The organism is Streptomyces sp. NBC_01426 (assembly GCF_036231985.1).
In the GTDB taxonomy this organism is placed as follows: Bacteria; Actinomycetota; Actinomycetes; order Streptomycetales; family Streptomycetaceae; genus Streptomyces.
In genome coordinates this window covers 5,754,858-5,775,636 of the sequence record NZ_CP109500.1, presented here as the reverse complement: position 1 = coordinate 5,775,636, position 20,779 = coordinate 5,754,858, and the positions used below count along the sequence as shown (strand labels likewise).

At 71.4% G+C, this 20,779-nt stretch carries 20 protein-coding genes; 6 read left to right on the top strand and 14 right to left on the bottom strand.

What is annotated here, in order from left to right; translation table 11 throughout:
- Nucleotides 1-202: 202 nt before the first annotated feature.
- On the bottom strand, nt 203-1,714 hold the full coding sequence (locus OG906_RS25645) for a hypothetical protein (protein ID WP_329446096.1): 1,512 nt from the start codon (nt 1,712-1,714) through the stop codon (nt 203-205).
- 250 nt (nt 1,715-1,964) lie between these two features.
- Here OG906_RS25645 and OG906_RS25640 point away from each other — a divergent pair, with 250 nt between their 5' ends.
- The gene (locus tag OG906_RS25640; RefSeq protein ID WP_329446094.1) at nt 1,965-3,806 is read left to right on the top strand and encodes an endonuclease/exonuclease/phosphatase family protein; all 1,842 of its coding nucleotides are present in this window, start codon (nt 1,965-1,967) and stop codon (nt 3,804-3,806) included.
- A 199-nt stretch (nt 3,807-4,005) separates the two neighbouring features.
- A complete protein-coding gene (locus tag OG906_RS25635; RefSeq protein WP_329446092.1) occupies nt 4,006-4,260 on the top strand; it encodes a hypothetical protein in 255 nt (84 codons plus the stop codon).
- A 151-nt stretch (nt 4,261-4,411) separates the two neighbouring features.
- On the opposite strand, the gene dapD is transcribed toward OG906_RS25635, so the two are convergent.
- On the bottom strand, nt 4,412-5,392 hold the full coding sequence (gene dapD / locus OG906_RS25630) for a 2,3,4,5-tetrahydropyridine-2,6-dicarboxylate N-succinyltransferase (RefSeq protein ID WP_267796553.1): 981 nt from the start codon (nt 5,390-5,392) through the stop codon (nt 4,412-4,414).
- Nucleotides 5,393-5,807: 415 nt separating this feature from the next.
- On the opposite strand from dapD, the gene OG906_RS25625 reads away from it, so the two are divergent.
- Complete coding sequence (locus tag OG906_RS25625; protein WP_329446089.1) at nt 5,808-6,683, top strand: winged helix-turn-helix transcriptional regulator; 876 nt, start codon at nt 5,808-5,810, stop codon at nt 6,681-6,683.
- A gap of 64 nt (nt 6,684-6,747) precedes the next feature.
- Here the strand turns inward: OG906_RS25625 and OG906_RS25620 are convergent, their stop codons facing one another.
- The 12 genes from OG906_RS25620 to OG906_RS25565 form a co-directional block, all read right to left on the bottom strand.
- Nucleotides 6,748-7,290 carry a TetR/AcrR family transcriptional regulator gene (locus OG906_RS25620; RefSeq protein ID WP_329446087.1) on the bottom strand — a complete coding sequence of 181 codons (543 nt, stop codon included), beginning with the start codon at nt 7,288-7,290 and terminating at the stop codon, nt 6,748-6,750.
- The gene (locus tag OG906_RS25615; protein ID WP_329446085.1) at nt 7,290-7,613 is read right to left on the bottom strand and encodes a DMT family transporter; all 324 of its coding nucleotides are present in this window, start codon (nt 7,611-7,613) and stop codon (nt 7,290-7,292) included. The genes OG906_RS25620 and OG906_RS25615 overlap by 1 nt, the downstream gene beginning before the upstream one ends.
- Nucleotides 7,614-7,729: 116 nt before the next feature.
- A complete protein-coding gene (locus tag OG906_RS25610) occupies nt 7,730-9,139 on the bottom strand; it encodes a DUF3616 domain-containing protein (protein ID WP_329446083.1) in 1,410 nt (469 codons plus the stop codon).
- 59 nt (nt 9,140-9,198) lie between these two features.
- Nucleotides 9,199-10,614, bottom strand: coding sequence for a hypothetical protein (locus OG906_RS25605; RefSeq protein WP_443067416.1), 1,416 nt, complete (start codon nt 10,612-10,614; stop codon nt 9,199-9,201).
- Nucleotides 10,615-10,809: 195 nt separating this feature from the next.
- Nucleotides 10,810-11,154, bottom strand: a complete 345-nt coding sequence (locus OG906_RS25600; RefSeq protein WP_053681645.1) for a metal-sulfur cluster assembly factor — start codon at nt 11,152-11,154, stop codon at nt 10,810-10,812.
- Nucleotides 11,151-11,612 (bottom strand): Fe-S cluster assembly sulfur transfer protein SufU, encoded by a 462-nt coding sequence (gene sufU / locus OG906_RS25595; protein ID WP_053681643.1) that lies wholly within the window; start codon nt 11,610-11,612, stop codon nt 11,151-11,153. Before sufU ends, OG906_RS25600 begins: the two co-directional genes overlap by 4 nt.
- 23 nt (nt 11,613-11,635) lie before the next feature.
- Nucleotides 11,636-12,892, bottom strand: coding sequence for a cysteine desulfurase (locus tag OG906_RS25590; protein WP_053681641.1), 1,257 nt, complete (start codon nt 12,890-12,892; stop codon nt 11,636-11,638).
- A complete protein-coding gene (gene sufC / locus OG906_RS25585; RefSeq protein ID WP_267796548.1) occupies nt 12,889-13,653 on the bottom strand; it encodes a Fe-S cluster assembly ATPase SufC in 765 nt (254 codons plus the stop codon). The genes OG906_RS25590 and sufC overlap by 4 nt, the downstream gene beginning before the upstream one ends.
- Before the next feature lie 7 nt (nt 13,654-13,660).
- A complete protein-coding gene (locus tag OG906_RS25580; RefSeq protein WP_053681636.1) occupies nt 13,661-13,978 on the bottom strand; it encodes a bifunctional 3-phenylpropionate/cinnamic acid dioxygenase ferredoxin subunit in 318 nt (105 codons plus the stop codon).
- Complete coding sequence (gene sufD / locus OG906_RS25575; RefSeq protein WP_329446077.1) at nt 13,978-15,156, bottom strand: Fe-S cluster assembly protein SufD; 1,179 nt, start codon at nt 15,154-15,156, stop codon at nt 13,978-13,980. The genes OG906_RS25580 and sufD overlap by 1 nt, the downstream gene beginning before the upstream one ends.
- A gap of 64 nt (nt 15,157-15,220) precedes the next feature.
- On the bottom strand, nt 15,221-16,636 hold the full coding sequence (gene sufB / locus OG906_RS25570) for a Fe-S cluster assembly protein SufB (RefSeq protein WP_267796546.1): 1,416 nt from the start codon (nt 16,634-16,636) through the stop codon (nt 15,221-15,223).
- Complete coding sequence (locus OG906_RS25565; protein ID WP_329446075.1) at nt 16,633-17,391, bottom strand: helix-turn-helix transcriptional regulator; 759 nt, start codon at nt 17,389-17,391, stop codon at nt 16,633-16,635. Before OG906_RS25565 ends, sufB begins: the two co-directional genes overlap by 4 nt.
- A gap of 461 nt (nt 17,392-17,852) precedes the next feature.
- On the opposite strand from OG906_RS25565, the gene OG906_RS25560 reads away from it, so the two are divergent.
- The 3 genes from OG906_RS25560 to OG906_RS25550 all read left to right on the top strand — a co-directional run bounded on the left by OG906_RS25560 (nt 17,853) and on the right by OG906_RS25550 (nt 20,774).
- Nucleotides 17,853-18,788: an ABC transporter ATP-binding protein gene (locus OG906_RS25560; RefSeq protein ID WP_329446073.1), complete on the top strand. Its 936-nt coding sequence runs from the start codon at nt 17,853-17,855 to the stop codon at nt 18,786-18,788.
- Nucleotides 18,785-19,552: an ABC transporter permease gene (locus OG906_RS25555; RefSeq protein WP_329446071.1), complete on the top strand. Its 768-nt coding sequence runs from the start codon at nt 18,785-18,787 to the stop codon at nt 19,550-19,552. The genes OG906_RS25560 and OG906_RS25555 overlap by 4 nt, the downstream gene beginning before the upstream one ends.
- A gap of 85 nt (nt 19,553-19,637) precedes the next feature.
- Entirely contained in the window at nt 19,638-20,774 is a 1,137-nt protein-coding gene (locus OG906_RS25550; RefSeq protein ID WP_329446069.1) for a hypothetical protein, read from the top strand.
- Nucleotides 20,775-20,779 lie beyond the last annotated feature (5 nt).

Below are 20,779 nucleotides of genomic sequence, written 5' to 3'. Positions count from 1 at the left end.
ACGTGAACGGCGGCTGAACTACCCCCGAACGCGAACCGTCCCCTCACGCCCGGCCGGAATGGCGAACTTCGGCCCAGGATCGGCGCGTTGTGCACCCCGGGCGGCCCCCTCGGGCGCGCGATCGCCGCGCGCCCACCCCGGACCGCCCGGGACCGGACCGCCCGTCAGGACCGCCCCGGACCGCCCGCCCCGGGACCGTCCGTCAGGGCTGTCGGGAGCGGGCCTTGAAGGCGGCCTTGCGGGATTCCTTCGCCGCCTTCTTGTCCGGGTGCAGCCGCCCCATCGCCTCCAGCACGTAGGCCGTGGCGGGGTGTTCCACCCGCCACACCTGCTCGAAGAAGCCCGCGTGGTGTTCCGTCAGGGTGTGCATCAACAGCGGGAGTTCCTCCGTCTCGCCGTCGGCGGCGAGCTGAGCGGCGATCGTGTCGACCGTCAGCCAGAACACCATCGCCCCGTCCGGCGCCGGGATGTCCGTCGCCCCGCGCTCGGCGAGCCAGACCCTGGCGAGCCCCCCGAGTTCCGGGTCGTCCAGGACCGCCCGGACCGCCGGTTCGGCGTCGGGGCCGGCCGGGGCAAGGGCCTGCTGGCAGCGCAGTCGGCGCAGCGGGGCGCCCTCGTCGTCGCCGCGGGCCGCGGCCAGCAGTTCGGCCACCGCGGTCGGCAGGTCCCGTCCGGTCAGCCACTGCTCGATCTCGGCCTGCGCCGCGTCCTCCGGGTAGAAGGAGACCGCGTCGAGCAGCGCGTCGGCGCCCTTGTCGGCCAGTTCCCCGATGGCCGGGGCGTCGACCCCGGCCTCCAGCATCCGGGCCCGGATGCCGTACAGGCCGAGGGCCGTCAGCCGGACCATGCCGTACCGCGCCACGTCCTCCTCGGTGCCGTCGCCCTGCCCGGCGAGGAGTTCCTCGTCGTCGGCCTCCGCCATGAGCGCCTCGTCCACCGGGCGGAACTCGACCAGCCCGATCGGCTCCAGCTGCCGGAACTGGTCGTCGAGGCGCATCATCGCGTCCGAGACCTGTTCGAGCACGGCGTCGGTGGGGTCGCCCATGTCGTCGGGGACGACCATCGAGGCGGCGAGCACCGGCAGCGGCACCGGGCTGTCGCCGGAGCCTCCTTCGGCGACGGTGAGCAGGTAGAGGTTGGCGAGCACCCCGTCGAGGAAGTCCGCCTCGCGCTGCGGGTTCCAGTCGAGCCGGTCGAAGTCGATGTCGCCTCCCGCGTCCAACGCGTCGACGAGGTCGTCGAGGTCGGGCACGGCGGCGTCCGCGAGGACGGCGTCCAGGGCCGCGAGCCACAGGTCGAGCACATCGCCGGGCGCGCCGCCCGCGATCAGGGCCAGGTCCTCGCCGGGGGCGGCGGTGCCGTACCGCGGCTCCACGCCGTCCGCGGCGCCCTCGCCCGTCTCGTGCTCCGCGGCGCCCGCGTCCTCGTCCGGCTCGGTCACGTCGACCAGCCCGGTGTCCACGGCCACCCGCCAGGCCTGGCTCGCGAGCACCGGGCCCTCCTCGCCCTCGGGGTCGAGCCCCAGGACGGCCGCCGCCTCGGCGAGCTGTTCGGCGGTCAGTTCACCGCCGACGTCCACGCGGGTGTGGGGGCCGGCCCAGCGGGCGAGGCGCACGGCGTGCGCGAACAGCGGGGTGACCAGGGCGTCGCGGGCCAGTTCCGCATCGGAGTGCAGCCGTACCGGCGGCAGTGTGGGGTGCGGCTCTGCGGACATGGGGCGGTTCTCCTCGCGGTCGCGGTGGGGCCGTTGGGTCGTACGGCGACGACCCAGCGTAGACGCAATTCGGGCATGCCCGAGGGGCCATCGCCCTTGGTTCATCCCACAGTCAGCTGCCGTCTTCCTCGGAGACCTTGACAACTTTGCGGTCCACACAGGAAATTGACGCGCGTAGATGTACTGAGCAGTACAGGAGCCCCGGAATTCCCGGCGTTCCCCCCCCACCCTCACACCGGAGTTCCCGCCCATGCGCTCCTCGCATCCCCGTTCCGCCGCCGTCGCGGCCCTCGTCGCCACCGCGCTGGCCACCGGCCTGCTCGCGGGCTCCGCCGACGCGGCCGAAGGCGCCGTGTCCGCCGATCCGATACGCATCCACGACATCCAGGGCACCACCCGCATATCCCCGCTCAACGGCAAGCAGGTCGCCGACGTCGAGGGCATCGTCACCGGCGTGCGGGCGTACGGCTCGCGCGGCTTCTGGATCCAGGACCCCGACGCCGACGACGACGCCGCCACCAGCGAGGGCGTGTTCGTCTTCACCAGCTCGGTGCCGACCGTCGCCGTCGGCGACGCCGTCAAGGTGACCGGCACGGTCGGCGAGTACATCCCGGGCGGCGTCTCCTCCGGCAACCAGTCCGTGACCCAGATCGCCAAGCCGGTCGTGACCGTGGTCTCCTCGGGCAACGCCCTGCCGGCCGCGACCGCGATCAACGAGTACACGGTGCCCGCCGCGTACGCCCCGGCGGGCGACCCGGCCGCCGCCGGCAGCATCAACGCCCTGACCCTGGAGCCCTCGCGCTTCGCCCTGGACTTCTACGAGTCCGTCGAGGGCATGAACGTCAAGATCGGCACCTCGCGCGTGGTCGGTGCCACCGACCCGTACTCGGAGCTGTGGGTCACGGTCAAGGGCTGGGAGAACACCGCCAAGCGCGGTGGCACGATCTACGGTTCGTACGAGTCCCAGAACACCGGCCGGCTCCAGATCCAGCAGCTCGCGCCCGTCGCGCAGCAGCCCTTCCCCGTGGCCAACGTCGGCGACAAGCTGACCGGCGCCACCGAGGGCCCGCTGGACTTCAACCAGTTCGGCGGCTACACCCTGGTGGCCCGCACGCTCGGCACGGTCAAGGCGGGCACCCTGGCCCCCGAGAAGACCAAGGCGCAGGCGGCCGACGAGCTCGCGGTGGCCACGTACAACGTCGAGAACCTCGACCCGAGCGACCCGCAGGAGAAGTTCGACGCGCTGGCCAAGGCCGTCGTCGAGAATCTCGCCTCCCCCGACGTCGTGGCCCTGGAGGAGATCCAGGACGACAACGGCGCCAAGAACGACGGCACCGTCGCGGCCGAGCAGACGCTGACGAAGTTCACCGCGGCGATCACGGCGGCCGGCGGTCCCGCGTACCAGTGGCGGACCGTCAACCCCGAGAACAACAAGGACGGCGGCGAGCCCGGCGGCAACATCCGTCAGGTGTTCCTCTACAACCCGGCGCGGGTCTCCTTCACCGAGCGCGCCGCGGGCGACGCGGTCACGGCCACCGCTGTCACCACGGTCGACGGCAAGGCCGCCCTGACCCACTCCCCCGGCCGGATCGACCCGGCGAACGCGGCGTGGGCCGACAGCCGCAAGCCGCTGGCCGGCGAGTTCGTCTTCCGCGGCAAGACGGTCTTCGTCATCGCCAACCACTTCGGTTCCAAGGGCGGCGACGAGGGTCTCACCTCCCACCACCAGCCGCCGGTGCGCTCCTCGGAGGCCAAGCGGCTGCTCCAGGCGCAGGCCGTGAACGGCTTCGTCAAGGAGATCCTGGCGGCCGACAAGAAGGCGAACGTCATCGCCCTCGGCGACATCAACGACTTCGAGTTCTCGGCGACCGCCGACGCCCTGGCGGACGGCGGGGCGCTGTACCCGGCGATCAAGTCGCTGCCGAAGGCGGAGCGCTACTCGTACGTGTACCAGGGCAACGCGCAGGTGCTGGACCAGATCCTGACCAGCCCGGCGATCAAGACCTTCACGTACGACAGCGTCCACATCAACGCGGAGTTCGCGAGCCAGAACAGCGACCACGACCCGCAGGTGCTGCGCTTCCGCCCGTAGTCACGGGCGGAACGGCAGGGGGTCCGGGCGCCGTCCCGCCCGGGCCCCCTGCCACCCTTCGAGGGGGCCTTTCAGGACAAGGTGGGGACTTTCGGCCCTGGCGTGACACTCGACACACCACTGTCCAATTCGGCCGTTCTGGTGTTGAGTGTCTGCACGCCCGATCTTGCACGCTCGATCCCGCACCCCGGAGGACCGTGTGTTCCCCTCCATCACCCTCGTCCAGGAAATCGGCATCGCCGTCCTGCTCGTGGCCGCCTTCGTCTGGGTGGTCGGCCTCGGCCACATCCTGTGGGACGGCCGCTTCCACCACTCCGGGCAGGACGCCTTCGAGGGCCTGTCGACGATCCCGACCCAGCGCGGCCCGGCCGGGCACCCCATGGAGTCGGTGGAACTGACGGAGGAGGAGGAACAGGCCTTCGCCGGCCTGGTCCGCACGATCCCCCTGCACTGACCGGTTCGGCCCGCCGGGCCCCCTCCCCCGCTCGGGGCGGGAGGGCCGCCCGCGGCCGGCGTCCACTCGGGGACGCGCGACGCCCTCCCACCCGTTCGGGGTGGGAGGGCGTCGCGGTGTCCGGCGCCGGCGATCCGGCCCCGGTCGTGGGTCAGTTGTGGCTGTGCAGGATCTCGTTCAGGCCGCCCCAGACCGCGTTGTTCGGGCGGGCCTCGACGGCGCCGGTGACCGAGTTGCGGCGGAAGAGGATGTTGTCGGCGCCGGAGAGCTCCAGGGCCTTGACGATCTGGCCGTCCGGGAGGGTGACGCGGGTGCCCGCGGTGACGTACAGGCCGGCCTCGACGATGCACTCGTCGCCCAGGGCGATGCCGACGCCCGCCTCGGCGCCGACCAGGGTGCGCTCGCCGATCGAGATGATCTGCTTGCCGCCGCCCGACAGGGTGCCCATGGTGGACGCGCCGCCGCCGATGTCGGATCCGTCGCCGACCACGACGCCGGCCGAGATGCGGCCCTCGACCATGGAGGTGCCGAGGGTGCCGGCGTTGAAGTTGACGAAGCCCTCGTGCATGACGGTGGTGCCCTCGGCGAGGTGCGCGCCGAGGCGGACGCGGTCGGCGTCGGCGATGCGGACGCCCTTGGGGGCGACGTAGTCCGTCATGCGCGGGAACTTGTCGATCGAGGTGACCTGGAGGTGCAGGCCCTCGGCGCGGGCGTTCAGGCGGACCGTCTCGATCTCGTCGACGGGGACGGGGCCCAGCGAGGTCCAGGCGACGTTGGTCAGCAGGCCGAAGACTCCGTCGAGGTTCTGGCCGTGCGGCTTGACCAGGCGGTGGCTGAGCAGGTGCAGGCGCAGGTACGCGTCGTGGGCGTCCAGCGGCTTGTCGTCGAGCGAGGAGATGACCGTGCGGACGGCTACGACCTCGACCCCGCGGACCGCGTCCCGGCGGATCGCCTTCGGCGCGGTGGCCCCGAGGAGTTCCACGGCCTGTTCGGCGGTGAGGCGCTCGGTGCCGGCCGGGCCGGGCTCGGCGACGAGGCGGGGGGCGGGGAACCAGGTGTCGAGGACGGTGCCGTCGGAGGTGATGGTGGCAAGGCCGGCGGCGACGGCGCCGGAGGTACGCGTAGCAGTCATGCCCGAAACCTAACCGGCGACGGGCCGCGGTCGCGAACCGGTCTCATGTGACGGTCGCGCCGCGTGTCGCGCTCGGTGGGCGGGAATGGACCCCGGCTCCCTCCGCACGCCCGGGGTCCCGGCTCCCCGCACGCTCGGGGTTCCGACTCCCGGGCCGCGGCACGCAGGGCGAGGCCGCGCGCCCGGCTCGGTGGTGACGCCGCGGCCCAGACCCCCGTCCGGGGCCGCGGCGGGTCCGTGGGTGGCGCCGCGGGCCGGGCCGACCCGAAGGGGGGACCCGGCCGCCGGGAGCGACGCCACCCTCGGCACGCCCCTGCACCCTCACCACACGACGCCCCCCACGAACAAGTCAGTTCCTTTTGAGAACGGATTAGGTCAGCATGGCAGCCTTGGGTCAACGGACAAAGGAGTTCCCATGGCCCAGCGCACGCACCTCGGCGACGCGGACTGCTCCATCGCCCAGGCCCTCGACGTCGTGGGCGACTGGTGGACGCTGCTGGTCGTGCGCGACGCCGCGCGCGGCGTGCACCGGTTCGAGGAGTTCCAACGCGAGCTCGGCGTCTCCCGCAAGGTGCTGACCGAGCGGCTGAAACTGCTGGTCGAGGCCGGGGTGTTGACGCGCGAGCCGTACCAGGAACGTCCGGTGCGGCACGAGTACCGGCTGACCCCGCGCGGCCGGGGGCTGCTGCCGGTGCTGGTGGCCCTCCAGGACTGGGGGGACACCTGGGTCCTGGGAGAGGGAGAGATGACGGCGACGACCGAGGAATCCTCGCGGGAGGCGGCCCGGGTCCACGCGCTGCTCGGCACCCGGGTGCCGGAGCTGCTGCTGCCGGACCGGTTCGGGGAGCCTCGCGACCCCGTGGCGGACACGCCGTTCACGGTCCTGTACTGCTTCCCCGGCGCCTACGCCCGGGCCGAGTCCTATCCGCCGGGGTGGGCCGGGATCCCCGGGGCGAAGGGGTGCACGCTGGAATCCTGCACGTTCCGGGACCAGTTGGCCGAGTTCACTGCGGCGGGCGCGACGATACAGGGCGTCTCCACCCAGCGGCCCGACGAGCAGCGGGAGTTCGCCGAGGCGGAGCGGTTGCGCTTCCCGCTCCTCTCGGACGCGGGACTCGCGCTGACCTCGGCGCTGCGGCTGCCGACCTTCCGCGCGGGCGGGGTGAGCCGGCTCAAGCGGCTGACCCTCGTCCTGGACCGGGACCGGACGGTGCGCGAGGTGATCTACCCGATCACGGACATCGAGGCCGGCGTCCGAACCGCCCTGGAGGCGGTCCGCGGCGCCCCCTGACCGGCCCCGCCGGCCGCGGGCACGCCGCCCGGACGCTGGTTCCCCACCCCCGGGCGGCGGTTTCTCACGCCCCGGCCAGCACCCGCCCCAGGATGTCCCGCGTGTACGCCGGGTCGTACTCCGCGTCCGTCAGCAGGACCTGGAGGCTGATCCCGTCCATCACCGCCACCAGCGCCCGCGCCGTCACCGGGTCCGTCCGCTCGCCCAGCGCCGCCGCCACGGCCGCGCACCACTCGGCGGCCACCGGCCGCAGCGCCGGGCGACGCAGGGCCGCCAGGTACAGCTCGTACTCCAGCTCCACCCGCCCCCGGTCCCGGCCCGCCGCCAGGAGTTCGCCCAGCAGCCGCGCGAGCGCCGTCGCGAGGTCCGGCTCCCCGGGGTCGGGCACCAGGACGAAATACTCGTTCGCCTGGCGCAGGGCCGCCACGAGGAGGTCGTCCAGGGTCTTGAAGTGGTAGGTCGTGGATCCCAGGGGGACGTCCGCCTCCGCCGCCACGCTGCGGTGGCTCAGGCCCGCGATGCCCTTGGCGCCCACCACCCGGATCGCCGCGTCGATGATCCGCTGTCGTCGTTCCGGGTCGTGGCGGCGCACCGCTCCGGTCGGCATCAGTGGGCCGCCCCGCCGAGGTTCAGCAGGACGACCCCGCCGATGATCAGCGCGATCCCGGCGATCTTCGCCGCGGTCGCCGCCTCCCCGAGGAACAGCATGCCGATGGCGGCGATCGCGGCCGTGCCGACGCCCGCCCAGATCGCGTACGCCGTTCCCACCGACATGGATTTCAGGGTCTGCGCGAGCAGGGTGAAGGCGATGAGGTAGCCCAGGACCGTGCCGATCGAGGGCCACAGCTTCGTGAAGCCGTCGCTGAACTTCATGGCGGTCGTGCCGGCGACCTCGGCGGCGATGGCCGCGGCAAGCAGTACGTAGGGCATGCGTACAAGGGTACACATCGTTGCGTACGCCCGTACACATATCAGGGCCCACTCCTCTGCGACCGCCCCGCCGGAAGGCCGGTCCGGCGGGGCGAACGCAGATCAGGTCCGGCGGATCAGTTGAGCGTGAACCAGGCCGCCCGCGCCTTCTTCCACTCCGCGTGCGTCAGGTCCTTGGCCTCGGTGCCGTCCCCGTACAGGTCGGCGGAGCCGCTGTCGGTGATCAGCTGGACCCGCGCCCCCGCCACCGACAGGTCGGGCACCTCCACGATGGCCTCCCAGCCGCCGGGATCGGTGGTCGGCAGGTCGGCCCGCTTGACCGGGGCGTGGCCCGCGACCCCGTCCCACTGGTACAGCGCGTACGGGTCGGAGTTGTCGTCGGCGGCCCAGGAGCCGGCGAGGATCAGGTACTGGTCGGCGGCGTTCTTGCGGATGTCGCGGATCGCGAGGCCGCCGAGGTCGAGCTCGATGCCCGCGCCGAAGGTGGCCTTCGCCCCGGTGGACAGCACCTTGTCGAAGTTGGTGACCGGCACCACCAGCGCCTTGCCGCCCGGCACGGCCGGGGCGAGCGGGGCCCGGAAGCCGAGGTAGGCGGTGGTGGTGGAGCCCGGCGCGAACTCCAGCCCCTCCACGTTGAACCCGTCGATCTGCTTGGGCGCCTCGCCGTCGGCCGTGCCGGCCGCGAAGCCGTAGCGGTTGCCGTTGCCCTTGTCCCAGGCCACCAGGTCGTCGCGGAGCTTCTTGTACGAGCGTCCGTACGCGAGTTGCGCGCCCGCCCCGGATCCGCTGAGCGTGGTGGTGAACACGGTGTTGCGGGGCGCCTTGTACTCGCCGTCCTTGTTGTTGCCGAGCGAGCCGGTCCAGTAGACGGTGTTGCCGATCCGGGTCGCCCCTTCGATGTCCACCTCCTTGCTCACCCCGAGCTGTGAGCTGAAGTCCCAGGTCTTCAGCGGCGCGGCGGACCGGGAACGGTCGTACAGCCGCAACACGTTCGACTCGTCGTCCGCGACCACGGTGTAGCCGCCGCCGACGTCCACGGCGGCCGAGGAGTCGCAGGCGCCGACGAGATAGCGGGCGTCGGCGGGGTTCGCCACGGCGGCCGACGCCGCGTACGACAGGGTCTTGGTGGCGCTCTTGCCGCCCAGCCCGGTCACCTTGACGGTGAGGTTGGTGTAGCCGCGGCCCCGTGCGGTGACGGCCAGTTGCCGGACCGCGCCCGCCCCGGTGACGGTGACGTCCCCGGTCCCGGCGACCGAGGCCTTGCTGGAGGCCGTCGCGCTGACGACCAGCGCGGACGCGTCCGCGCCGCTCTGGCCCACGGTCACGTCCACGACGGGATCCCCGACCCCGCCCACGGCCCCCGACAGGTAGGAGGCGGAGAACGTGATGGTCGGGGTGCCGTAACCGGCCGCCAGCGCGGGTGAGTTCACCCCGGCCAGCGTCAGGGCCGCCAGTGCGGCGACGCCCAGCCGGCGCGTCGCCCGCTGCTTGTTCCCCGGCGTCGTCCGTCGTGTCGTCTGCTTCATCGGTGTCCCCCACGAGTTCATCGGTGTGCCCCACACGTTCATCGGTGTCCGGCACGCGTTCATCGGTGTGCGCCACGCGTCGGGCCGAGCGTGAACCAGGCGGAGCGGGCCTTCTTCCACTCCGCGTGGTCGAGGTCCTTGGCTTCCTTGCCGTCGCCGTACAGGTCGGCGGAGCCGCTGTCGGTGATCAGTTGCACGCGGGCGCCGGGCGCCCGCAGGTCGGGCACGGTCACCACGACCTCCCACCCGCCGGGGTCGGTGGTGGGCAGGTCGGCCCGCTTGCGCGGGGCGTGCCCGGGGACTCCGTCCCACTGGTACAGCGCGTACGGGTCCGTGTTGTCGTCGGCGGCCCAGGAGCCGGCCAGGATCAGGTACTGGTTCGCTGCGTTCCTGCGGATGTCGCGGATCGCGAGGCCGCCGAGGTCCATCTCGATCGGCTCGCCGAAGACGGGCGCGGCCGTGCCCGCGACCACCCGGTCCATGTGGGTGACGGGTACGACGAGCGCCTTGCCGCCCGGCACGGCCGGGGCGAGCGGCGCCCGGAAGCCCAGGTAGGCGGTGGTGGTGGAGCCCGGCGCGAACTCCAGCCCCTCGATGTTGAAGCCGTCGATCCGCTTGGGGACCTGCCCGTTCGCGGCGCCGGCCGCGAAGCCGTAGCGGTTGCCGTGCGCGGTGTCCCAGGCGATCAGGTCCTCGCGCAGGCCGTGGTGGGCGCTGCCGAAGGAGACCTCGGTGCCGGCGCCGGATCCGGTGATCCTCGTGGTGAAGACGGTGTTCCGCTCCGCCTTGTACTTGCCGTCCTTGTTGTTGCCGAGCGAGCCGGTCCAGTAGACGGTGTCGCCCACCCGGGCCGCCGCCTCGATGTCGACCTCCTTCTTCAGGCCGAGCGAGGGGCCGAGGTCCCAGGTCCTGACCGGCGCACCGGTGCGGGAGCGGTCGTACAGGCGCAGGACGTTGGACTCGTCGTCGGCCACCAGTACGTGTCCGCCGCCCACGTCCACCGCGGCCGAGGCGTCCGAGGAACCCGTGAGGTAGCGGGTCGTGGGCGCGCCGCCGACCCGCGCCGAGGCGGCGTAGGCCAGGGTGGCCGTCGCGGTCTTCCCGCCGCGTCCGGTGACCTGGAGCGTCAGGTCGGTGTAGCCCTGCCCCCGCGGGCGGACCGTCAGGCTGCGGTCGCCCGAGGGGGTCCGCCGCTGCCGTACGTCGCCCACCGCGGCCACCGCGGGGTTGCTGGAGGACAGCACCCGCAGCCGCAGGAAGCCGGCCGGCACCCCGGGCTGCTCGACGTCCACCGTCACGGCGGGGTCGCCGTACGCGCCCACGGCTCCGGTGAGGTGGGTGGCGGAGAGCGAGATCGTCGGGTCGGCGTACCCGGCCGCGTGCGCGGGCGCCGTGAGCCCCGCGACGAGGAGGGCCGCGGCCCCGGCGACGCCCACGGCGCCCGCACGGCGCACCGGCGATAGGCGAACGGTCACAGATGGTCCTCTCGACTGCTGCGCCACGGCATGAGCGTGGCGGCCATGGAGAAGATTCGGCCACCGCGGCCAACTTCCGGTGCACGCCGTCCGACGGCCGGGCGAACAGGCCGAGGAGCGGACGTCGCAAGGGGGCCCGAACGGCAGGAGGGGCCCCCGGCACCGTGCCGGGGGCCCCTCCTCACACACGTCGACTCAGACGTTGAAACCGAGTGCGCGCAGCTGCTCACGGCCGTCATCCGTGATCTTGTCCGGGCCCCACGGGGGCATCCAGACCCAGTTGATGCGAAGTTCGTTGACGATGCCTTCCGTCGCCGACTTCGCCTGGTCCTCGATGACGTCCGTCAGCGGGCAGGCCGCCGAGGTGAGCGTCATGTCGAGGGTGGCGATGTTCGCGTCGTCGACGTGGATGCCGTAGATCAGGCCCAGGTTCACGACGTCGATGCCCAGCTCGGGGTCGACCACGTCGTAGAGGGCCTCGCGGACCTCTTCCTCGCTGGCCGGCTTGATCGACGCCTCGGGCGTCGCGTTCTCGGTCATGCCGTCTTCCTCTCCGCGTCGCCCAGGGCCTGGGCGGTCGCGTCCTTCCACGCCATCCAGCTCAGCAGAGCACACTTCACGCGGGCGGGAAACTTGGCGACACCGGCGAACGCGACCGCGTCCTCCAGTACCTCTTCCATGGCCTCGTCGGGCTCGATCTTGCCCTTGGACTGCATCAGCTCCAGGAAGGTCTCCTGGATCCGACGCGCGTCGGCGAGGTCCTTGCCGACCAGCAGCTCGTTCAGCACGGACGCGCTGGCCTGGCTGATGGAGCAGCCCTGGCCCTCGTACGAGACGTCGGTGAGCGTCTCGCCGTCGTACTTCACGCGCAGCGTGATCTCGTCACCGCACGTGGGGTTGACGTGGTGCACCTCGGCGTCGCCGTCGCGCAGGCCACGCCCGTGCGGGTGCTTGTAGTGGTCCAGGATCAGTTCCTGGTACATCGAATCCAGCTTCACTGCGTCCTCGTCGCCTTCGTCGCTTATCCGAAGAAGTTCCGTACGTGCTCCAGCCCGTCGATCAATGCGTCGACCTCGGCCGGAGAGGAGTACAGGTAGAAAGACGCCCGCGTGGTCGCGGGAATTCCGTAGCGCAGGCAGACGGGGCGCGCGCAGTGGTGTCCCACGCGGACCGCGATGCCCTGCTCGTCCAGCACCTGGCCGACGTCGTGCGGGTGGATGTCACCCAGCGTGAAGGAGATGGCGGCGCCGCGGTCCTCGGCCGTGGTGGGGCCGATGATCCGCAGGTCGGGCACCTCCAGGAGGCGCTTGACGGCGTACTCCGTGATCGCGTGCTCGTGCGCGGCGATCTTGTCCATGCCGATCGCGCTCAGGTAGTCCACGGCCGCGCCGAGGCCGACGGCCTGGGCGATCGGGGGCGTACCCGCCTCGAACTTGTGCGGGGCGGGGGCGTAGGTCGAGGCGTGCATCGACACGGTCTCGATCATCTCGCCGCCACCGAGGAACGGCGGGAGGTCCTCCAGGAGCTCCTGCCGGCCCCACAGGACGCCGATGCCGGTCGGGCCGCACATCTTGTGGCCGGTGAAGGCCACGAAGTCGGCGCCGAGCGCCTGTACGTCCAGCGGCATGTGCGGGGCGGCCTGCGAGGCGTCGATCAGCACCAGCGCGCCGACCTCCTGCGCGCGCCGGACGATCGCCTCGGTCGGGTTGACCGTGCCCATGATGTTGGAGACCAGCGTGAAGGAGACGATCTTCGTCTTCTCCGTGATGACCTCTTCGATGTTGGACAGGTCGAGCCGGCCGTCGTCGGTGAGGCCGAACCACTTCAGCTTCGCGCCCGTGCGCTGCGAGAGCAGCTGCCACGGGACGATGTTGGAGTGGTGCTCCATCTCCGTGATGGCGATCTCGGTCTCGCGGTCGACCCGGTAGGGCTCGTCCGCCCAGCCGAGCATGTTCGCGACCAGGTTGAGCGACTCCGAGGCGTTCTTGGTGAAGATCACCTCGTCGCGGCTCGGTGCGTTGATGAAGGCGGCGACCTTGTCGCGGGCGCCCTCGTACAGCGCCGTGGCCTCCTCGGCGAGCACGTGCACGCCGCGGTGGACGTTGGCGTTGTGCTGCTCGTAGTACTCGTTCAACGCGTCGAGCACCTGGCGCGGCTTCTGCGAGGTCGCCGCGTTGTCCAGGTAAACGATCTTCTTCCCGTCGTGGACCACACGATCCAGAAGGGGGAAGTCCTTGCGGATCGCCTCGATGTCGAGGAGGCCAGGCAGCTGTGTCACGCGGTCGCGCCACCCTTCACGTACTTGTCGTAACCCTCGGCCTCCAGCTGGTCCGCCAGCTCGGCGCCGCCGGACTCGGCGATCCGGCCGTTCGCGAACACGTGCACGAAGTCGGGCTTGATGTAGCGCAGGATGCGCGTGTAGTGGGTGATCAGCAGGGTGCCGACCTCGCCGCCCTCACGGACCCGGTTGACGCCCTCGGAGACGACGCGCAGGGCGTCGACGTCCAGGCCGGAGTCGGTCTCGTCGAGGATCGCGATCTTCGGCTTGAGGAGCTCCAGCTGGAGGATCTCGTGGCGCTTCTTCTCACCGCCGGAGAAGCCCTCGTTCACGTTGCGCTCGGCGAAGGCCGTGTCCATCTGGAGCTGCTCCATGGCGGACTTGACCTCCTTCACCCAGGTGCGCAGCTTGGGCGCCTCGCCGCGGATGGCGGTGGCCGAGGTGCGCAGGAAGTTGGACACCGAGACGCCGGGGACCTCGACCGGGTACTGCATGGCGAGGAACAGGCCGGCGCGGGCGCGCTCGTCGACGGACATCTCCAGGACGTCTTCGCCGTCGAGGGTGACGGTGCCACCGGTGATCGTGTACTTCGGGTGACCGGCCAGCGAGTAGGCCAGCGTGGACTTGCCGGAGCCGTTCGGACCCATGATGGCGTGCGTCTCACCCTGCTTGACGGTGAGGTCGACGCCCTTGAGGATCTCGCGGGCGCCGTTCTCGGCCTCGACGGAGACGTGCAGGTCGTGGATTTCAAGCGTTGCCATGGATACCTCAGGACTCCTGGGTGAGGGAGACGAGCACGTCGTCCCCTTCGATCTTTACGGGGTATACGGGTACGGGGCGCGTCGCGGGCAGACCGGACGGCTTGCCGGTTCGCAGGTCGAACGCCGAGCCGTGCAGCCAGCACTCGATCATGCAGTCCTCGACCTCGCCCTCCGAGAGGGACACGTTCGCGTGCGAGCAGATGTCGTTGATCGCGAACACCTCCCCCTCGGTGGAGACGATGGACACCGGCGTGCCGTCGAGTTCCACCCGCTTGGGGGTGTCCGCCTCCAGCTCGCTCAGCGCACAGGCCTTGACGTAATTCATCAGACGGAACCCTGGAGCTCGGTCTCGATCTTGGAGAGCAGGCGCTCCTCGATGTCGTCGACACCGATCTGCTGGACCAGCTCGGCGAAGAAGCCGCGCACGACCAGCCGGCGGGCCTCGTCGGCCGGAATGCCGCGGGCCTGGAGGTAGAAGAGCTGCTCGTCGTCGAAGCGGCCGGTCGCCGAGGCGTGGCCGGCGCCGACGATCTCGCCGGTCTCGATCTCCAGGTTCGGCACCGAGTCGACCCGCGCGCCGTCCGTGAGGACGAGGTTGCGGTTCATCTCGTAGGTGTCGGTGCCCTCGGCGGTCTTCTCGATGAGCACGTCACCGATCCAGACCGCGTGGGCGTCCTGGCCCTGGAGGGCGCCCTTGTAGACCACGTTCGACTTGCAGTGCGGCGCGCTGTGGTCGACCAGGAGGCGGTGCTCCTGGTGCTGGCCGGCGTCCGTGAAGTACAGGCCGAAGAGCTCGGCCTCGCCGCCGGGGCCGGCGTAGGTCACGCGCGGGTGCAGGCGGACGAGGTCGCCGCCGAAGGTGACGACGATCGACTTGAAGGTCGCGTCCCGGCCCACCAGCGCGTTGTGCTGCGAGACGTGGACGGCGGTGTCGTCCCAGTCCTGCACCGACACGACGGTGAGCTTCGCGCCGTCGCCGACGAGGAAGTCGACGTTGGCGGCGCGCACGCCGTCACCGGTGTGGTCGATGACGACGACGGCCTCGGCGAAGGCCTTCACGTCGAAGACCGTGTGGCCGTAGGTGGTGCCCCCCTCGCCGTGCAGCGTGACGCGCACGGGCTCGGTGAGGACGGCCTCCTTGGGCACGGTGACGACCGTGGCCTTGGCGAAGGACGAGAACGCCTGGGCGGCGATCCGGTCCACCGGGGTGCCCGCCTTGCCGATGCGCGCGTCGCCGCGCTCCACCGACTCGATCGTGACGACCTCGGGCGCGTCGATCTGGGCCTTCAGGGTGCCGTCGGCGACCGCGGTGCCGTCGTGCAGGCCCCGGAGGCGGGCGAGCGGGGTGAACCGCCACTCCTCCTCGCGGCCGTTGGGAACCGGGAAGTCCGCCACGTCGAAGGACGGGGGCGCGCTCATCCGGGTGGCGACGGTGGACTCGGCGGCCACCGCGATCGCGCCGGCGGTGGTCGAGCCCGCCGGAATGTTCTGAGCCTCAGCCATGGCTGTCGTCTTGCTCTCTTCCTACGTCTATGAATGTGCTGCGGATGGTCCGGGCGGGTCGGGACTAGCCGACCGAGCCCTCCATCTGCAGCTCGATCAGCCGGTTCAGCTCCAGCGCGTACTCCATGGGCAGCTCACGGGCGATGGGCTCGACGAAGCCGCGCACGATCATGGCCATGGCCTCGAACTCGGTCAGTCCGCGGCTCATCAGGTAGAAGAGCTGGTCGTCGGAGACCTTGGAGACGGTGGCCTCGTGACCCATGGAGACGTCGTCCTCGCGGACGTCCACGTAGGGGTACGTGTCCGAGCGGGAGATCGTGTCGACCAGGAGCGCGTCGCACAGCACGTTGGACTTGGAGCCGTGCGCGCCCTCGCCGATCTCGACCAGGCCGCGGTAGGAGGTGCGGCCGCCGCCTCGCGCCACCGACTTGGAGACGATGTTGGAGGAGGTGTTCGGCGCCATGTGGACCATCTTGGAGCCGGCGTCCTGGTGCTGGCCCTCGCCCGCGAAGGCGATGGACAGGGTCTCGCCCTTGGCGTGCTCGCCCATCAGGTAGACCGCCGGGTACTTCATGGTGACCTTGGAACCGATGTTGCCGTCGATCCACTCCATGGTCGCGCCCTCGTACGCCACGGCGCGCTTGGTGACCAGGTTGTAGACGTTGTTCGACCAGTTCTGGATCGTCGTGTAGCGGCAGCGGCCGCCCTTCTTCACGATGATCTCGACCACGGCGCTGTGCAGCGAGTCCGAGGAGTAGATCGGGGCGGTGCAGCCCTCGACGTAGTGGACGTAGGCGTCCTCGTCGACGATGATCAGCGTCCGCTCGAACTGGCCCATGTTCTCCGTGTTGATGCGGAAGTAGGCCTGGAGCGGGATGTCGACCTTGACGCCCTTGGGCACGTAGATGAACGAGCCGCCCGACCACACGGCGGTGTTCAGCGACGCGAACTTGTTGTCGCCGACCGGGATGACCGTGCCGAAGTACTCCTGGAAGAGCTCCGGGTGCTCCTTCAGCGCGGTGTCCGTGTCGAGGAAGATGACGCCCTGCTCCTCCAGGTCCTCGCGGATCTGGTGGTAGACGACCTCGGACTCGTACTGGGCCGCGACACCGGCGACGAGGCGCTGCTTCTCCGCCTCCGGGATGCCGAGCTTGTCGTACGTGTTCTTGATGTCCTCGGGCAGGTCCTCCCAGGAAGCGGCCTGCTTCTCGGTCGAACGCACGAAGTACTTGATGTTGTCGAAGTCGATGCCAGAGAGGTCCGAGCCCCAGTTCGGCATGGGCTTCTTGCCGAACAGCTTCAGGCCCTTGAGTCGGAGGTTCAGCATCCACTCCGGCTCGGACTTCTTGGCCGAGATGTCGCGGACGACATCCTCGGACAGACCCCGCTTGGCGACGGCGCCCGCCGCGTCGGAGTCGGCCCAGCCGTATTCGTAGGTGCCCAGGCCATCGAGCTCAGGGTGAGCAGTCTCCGTGGTCATGCGGGGTTCCTCCCGGCCGTACTTGCAGATACTGATGTGTCGGTCTGTGCGGCGCCCTTGGTGCCGGCGCCTGCGCTGCGCGGAATGAACGTCGTGCACACCCCGTCGCCGTGGGCGATCGTGGCGAGTCGCTGCACATGGGTCCCGAGCAGGCGGGAGAAGACCTCGGTCTCCGCCTCGCAGAGCTGCGGGAACTGCTCGGCCACGTGGGCGACCGGGCAGTGGTGCTGGCAGAGCTGTTCACCGCTGTGCGGACCGGGAGCGCTCTTCGCCGTGGCAGCGTACCCGTCCGCGGTCAACGCCTTGGCCAGGGCCTCGGTCCGTTCCGCGGGGGCGGCCGCCTCGACGGATTCCCGGTAGGTCTCCGCCTGCGCGGCCAGTCGTGCGCGGGCGAACGCGGCGACGGCCGCCTCGCCCTGCTCGCCCCCGCCGGCGGACTGCGCGATCCAGCGCAGGGCCTCGACGGCGAGCGAGTCGTAGGACTGGTCGAACGCGTCGCGGCCGCAGTCGGTGAGCGCGAACACCTTGGCCGGCCGACCCCGCGTGCGTGCGCCGTACACACGCTGCTCGCGGGGTGCGATCACGTCGTCGGCGACGAGTGCGTCGAGGTGACGACGGACGGCGGCCTGGGTGAGGCCGAGACGCTTGGCGAGGTCGGCGACGGTGGACGGACCGTGGTCCAGGATGGAGCGCGCGACCCGGTTGCGGGTGGACCGCTCCCCGGTCACGAGTTCCCCCTGGGGGGTCTCGATCATCCGTTCGCCGTATTTCACAACGCCATTGTTGCGTAATTAACCGGGCATCGACAAGCCGTGACCGAGGCCACCCCGGGTGGCCTCCATCACTAAGGGTCACCTAATTTATCGACGCAGAGTTATTCGGAGGCCTGCATTCCGAGCTCTCGGGCGGCCCGTCCGGGGCGCCGGTCAACGGCTCCCACCAGCAATCCCCCGCACAAGTCCGTCCCTGGACGGTAAACGCCGGGATCCGGAAAAGTTCACGGAAACCGACTGGGCCATCCAGGGCCATCGGGCCGAAAAGAGCCGTGATCGCGACGCGGTGTTCGAATCCGGGAGCCGGAAAATCCCCTCGGCCGGCCGCGGAACGATGATTTCGACCGCGCCTCCGAGCGCCGAAAAATCATGGACGGCCATGCCCGTGCCCTCGCCGCCCCCGGCACCGAGGACCCCTCTCGGCCCTCCGTAGACTCACCCGCATGAGCAACGACCCCGCCGTGGAGATCCGCGGACTGGTGAAGCGGTACCGCCCCCACCCCCACCGACCGGCCGTGGACGGACTGGACCTCACCGTCCGCACGGCGTCGGTCACCGCGGTACTGGGTCCCAACGGCGCGGGCAAGACCACCACGGTGGAGACCTGCGAGGGCTACCGACGCCCCGACGCGGGCACCGTCCGCGTCCTCGGTCTCGACCCGATCGCCCAGGCCGAGGCCCTGCGCCCGCGGATCGGCGTCATGCTCCAGTCCGGCGGGGTCTACTCCGGCGCCCGCGCCGTCGAGATGCTCCGCCACATGGCCAGGCTGTACGCGGACCCGCTCGACGTGGACACCCTCGTGGAACGCCTCGGACTCGGCGGGTGCGGCCGCACCGCCTACCGCCGGCTCTCCGGCGGCCAGCAACAGCGCCTGTCGCTCGCCATGGCCGTCGTGGGCCGGCCCGAGCTGGTCTTCCTCGACGAGCCCACGGCCGGTCTCGACCCGCAGGCCCGCCGCGCGACCTGGGAGCTCGTACGGGAACTGCGCGCCGACGGGGTCACCGTCGTCCTGACCACCCACCACATGGACGAGGCCGAGCAGCTCGCGGACGAGGTCGCCATCGTCGACGCGGGCAAGGTCATCGCCCACGGCAGCCCCGAGCAGCTCTGCCGGGGCGGCGCCGAGAACACCCTGCGCTTCACCGGCCGCCCCTCCCTCGACCTGGCCTCCCTGCTGAAGGCGCTGCCCGACGGCACCGAGGCCGCCGAGCTCAGCGCCGGGGTCTACCGGGTCACCGGCGACGTGCACCCGCAGCTGCTGGCCACCGTCGCGTCCTGGTGCGCGCAGCACGGGGTGATGCCGGACAGCCTCTCGGTCGAGCGGCACACGCTGGAAGACGTCTTCCTCGAACTCACGGGCAAGGAGCTGCGCGCATGAGCGCCGGTACGTTCACCCCCCACCCGGGGGCCGCTCCCCTGTCCCGCATGATCCGGGCGCAGACCGCGCTGGAGACCCGGATGCTGCTGCGCAACGGGGAGCAACTGCTGCTCACCGTGATCATTCCGGCGCTGCTGCTCGTGCTCTTCTCCGCCGTCGACGTCGTGGACACGGGCGAGGGCAAGGCCGTGGACTTCCTCGCGCCCGGCATCCTCGCCCTCGCGGTGATGTCCACCGCCTTCACCGGCCAGGCCATCGCCACCGGTTTCGACCGCCGCTACGGGGTCCTCAAGCGGCTCGGGGCCTCCCCGCTGCCGCGCCGGGCCCTGATGGCGGCCAAGACCCTGTCCGTCCTGGTCACCGAGGTGCTCCAGGTCGCCCTGCTGACGGTGATCGCGCTCGCGCTGGGCTGGTCCCCGCACGGGAACCCGCTGTCGGTCGCCGCGCTGATCCTGCTCGGCACCGCGGCCTTCTCGGGGCTGGGCCTGCTGATGGCGGGCACGCTCAAGGCGGAGATGACCCTGGCCGCCGCCAACCTCGTCTTCCTGCTGCTGCTGGTCGGCGGCGGGGTGATCGTGCCGCTGGACAGGTTCCCCGACGCCGTGCGCTCCGTACTCGAACTGCTGCCGATCTCGGCCCTGTCCGACGGGCTGCGCGAGGTGCTCCAACACGGGGCCTCGATGCCCTGGGGCGACGCCGCGATCCTGTTCGGCTGGGCGGTGCTGGGGCTGGGCGCCGCCGCGAGGTTCTTCCGCTGGGAGTGAATCCCCTCCCTCGCGCGTTGGCATGACAGGAGGATGACCACCTCCACGCATCAGTGACGCACGACGAGGACGCCGGGGGGCGGGCATGACACAGCGGGAGGCCGTTCTGCGGCTGGACGAGCAGTGGGCGAGGGTCCGCTCGGGAGCCGCGCACGCGGAGCCCGGGGAGAGCGACCGGCTGCTGGCCGAGCTGATCGGCGCGCTCCGCGAGCCCGCCCGTACGGACGCCGAGTGCGCGGCCCGGCTGGGGCTGCGGCTGGGCGACCTCGCGGCCCGTCGGTTCGCCGCCGGGGACCGGGCGGGGGCGCTCTCGGCGATCGAGGAGGCCCTGCGGCACGCGCAGCAGGCCGCGGGCCACGCTCCCGAGTACGCCCGCTGGTACGCCCGGGGGCTGATCAACCAGGGCGTCTGGCTGTCCTGGCCCCTCAGCGACGACGCGCGGCTCCCCCGACACCCGCTGGGCACGGTGGCCGAGAGCGGCCCGACCCCGATGGAACGCGCGGCCGGCGAGCGCGCCCGGGACCTGACCCGTGCCGCCGTCGAGGTGTGGGCGTCCCTCGACCAGCACGATCCGGTCAACCGTCGCGGCCTGGCGCAGGCCAAGGTGTTCCTCGGCGACCGGCTCGCGGAACTGGGGTTCGCCGAGGACGCGGTGGCCTGGGCCGTCGACGCGGAGGCGGGGTTTCGCCGGCTGCTGCTGGCCGCGCCCGGCGCCGAGGAGGCCCAGGAGGCCGAGGAGGCGCTGGACCACATCGGTCGGCAACTGGAACTGCGCCTGCGCTTCCTGTCCTTCGACTCGCTGGTGAGCCTGCGCGCGGGCGGCCTGCTGCCCGAACGGCTGCTGCCCCAGGCGGTGGTGGCGGCGCGGATCCAGGGCGTCGCCGCGCCCGACATCGCGGCCCGGCTGGGCCTGGGCACCGAGCAGGTGGGCACGATGCTGGAGGTCACGCCCTGGCTCGCGGTGTGGCGGGTGGAGGTCCGGGGCGCGGACGGGCTGTGGACCGTACAGGAGCGTCCGTGGCACGGCTCGACGGAGGTGCGCGACCGCACCGCGGAGGACGTGGCGGCGGAGCTGGTGCGCGGCTTCATGGACTCGCCGGACTACCCGGGCGACGGCGGCCTGTGGCGGATCCGGCTGTGGTGGCACGAGGAGGGAGACCCGGCCGGAGCGCGGTTCCGCCTGGTCATAGGACCCGACTCGGCGGCCGGCACCCCCTCGTGAAAGTT

Excerpts from the sequence above, each read along its gene's own strand:
- OG906_RS25645 (WP_329446096.1), bottom strand. The coding sequence starts at position 1,714 with ATGTCCGCAGAGCCGCACCCCACACTGCCGCCGGTACGGCTGCACTCC.
- OG906_RS25640 (WP_329446094.1), top strand. The coding sequence starts at position 1,965 with ATGCGCTCCTCGCATCCCCGTTCCGCCGCCGTCGCGGCCCTCGTCGCC.
- dapD (WP_267796553.1), bottom strand. The coding sequence starts at position 5,392 with ATGACTGCTACGCGTACCTCCGGCGCCGTCGCCGCCGGCCTTGCCACC.
- OG906_RS25625 (WP_329446089.1), top strand. The coding sequence starts at position 5,808 with ATGGCCCAGCGCACGCACCTCGGCGACGCGGACTGCTCCATCGCCCAG.
- OG906_RS25620 (WP_329446087.1), bottom strand. The coding sequence starts at position 7,290 with ATGCCGACCGGAGCGGTGCGCCGCCACGACCCGGAACGACGACAGCGG.
- OG906_RS25615 (WP_329446085.1), bottom strand. The coding sequence starts at position 7,613 with ATGCCCTACGTACTGCTTGCCGCGGCCATCGCCGCCGAGGTCGCCGGC.
- OG906_RS25610 (WP_329446083.1), bottom strand. The coding sequence starts at position 9,139 with ATGAAGCAGACGACACGACGGACGACGCCGGGGAACAAGCAGCGGGCG.
- OG906_RS25600 (WP_053681645.1), bottom strand. The coding sequence starts at position 11,154 with ATGACCGAGAACGCGACGCCCGAGGCGTCGATCAAGCCGGCCAGCGAG.
- sufC (WP_267796548.1), bottom strand. The coding sequence starts at position 13,653 with ATGGCAACGCTTGAAATCCACGACCTGCACGTCTCCGTCGAGGCCGAG.
- OG906_RS25580 (WP_053681636.1), bottom strand. The coding sequence starts at position 13,978 with ATGAATTACGTCAAGGCCTGTGCGCTGAGCGAGCTGGAGGCGGACACC.
- sufD (WP_329446077.1), bottom strand. The coding sequence starts at position 15,156 with ATGGCTGAGGCTCAGAACATTCCGGCGGGCTCGACCACCGCCGGCGCG.
- sufB (WP_267796546.1), bottom strand. The coding sequence starts at position 16,636 with ATGACCACGGAGACTGCTCACCCTGAGCTCGATGGCCTGGGCACCTAC.
- OG906_RS25565 (WP_329446075.1), bottom strand. The coding sequence starts at position 17,391 with ATGATCGAGACCCCCCAGGGGGAACTCGTGACCGGGGAGCGGTCCACC.
- OG906_RS25560 (WP_329446073.1), top strand. The coding sequence starts at position 17,853 with ATGAGCAACGACCCCGCCGTGGAGATCCGCGGACTGGTGAAGCGGTAC.
- OG906_RS25555 (WP_329446071.1), top strand. The coding sequence starts at position 18,785 with ATGAGCGCCGGTACGTTCACCCCCCACCCGGGGGCCGCTCCCCTGTCC.
- OG906_RS25550 (WP_329446069.1), top strand. The coding sequence starts at position 19,638 with ATGACACAGCGGGAGGCCGTTCTGCGGCTGGACGAGCAGTGGGCGAGG.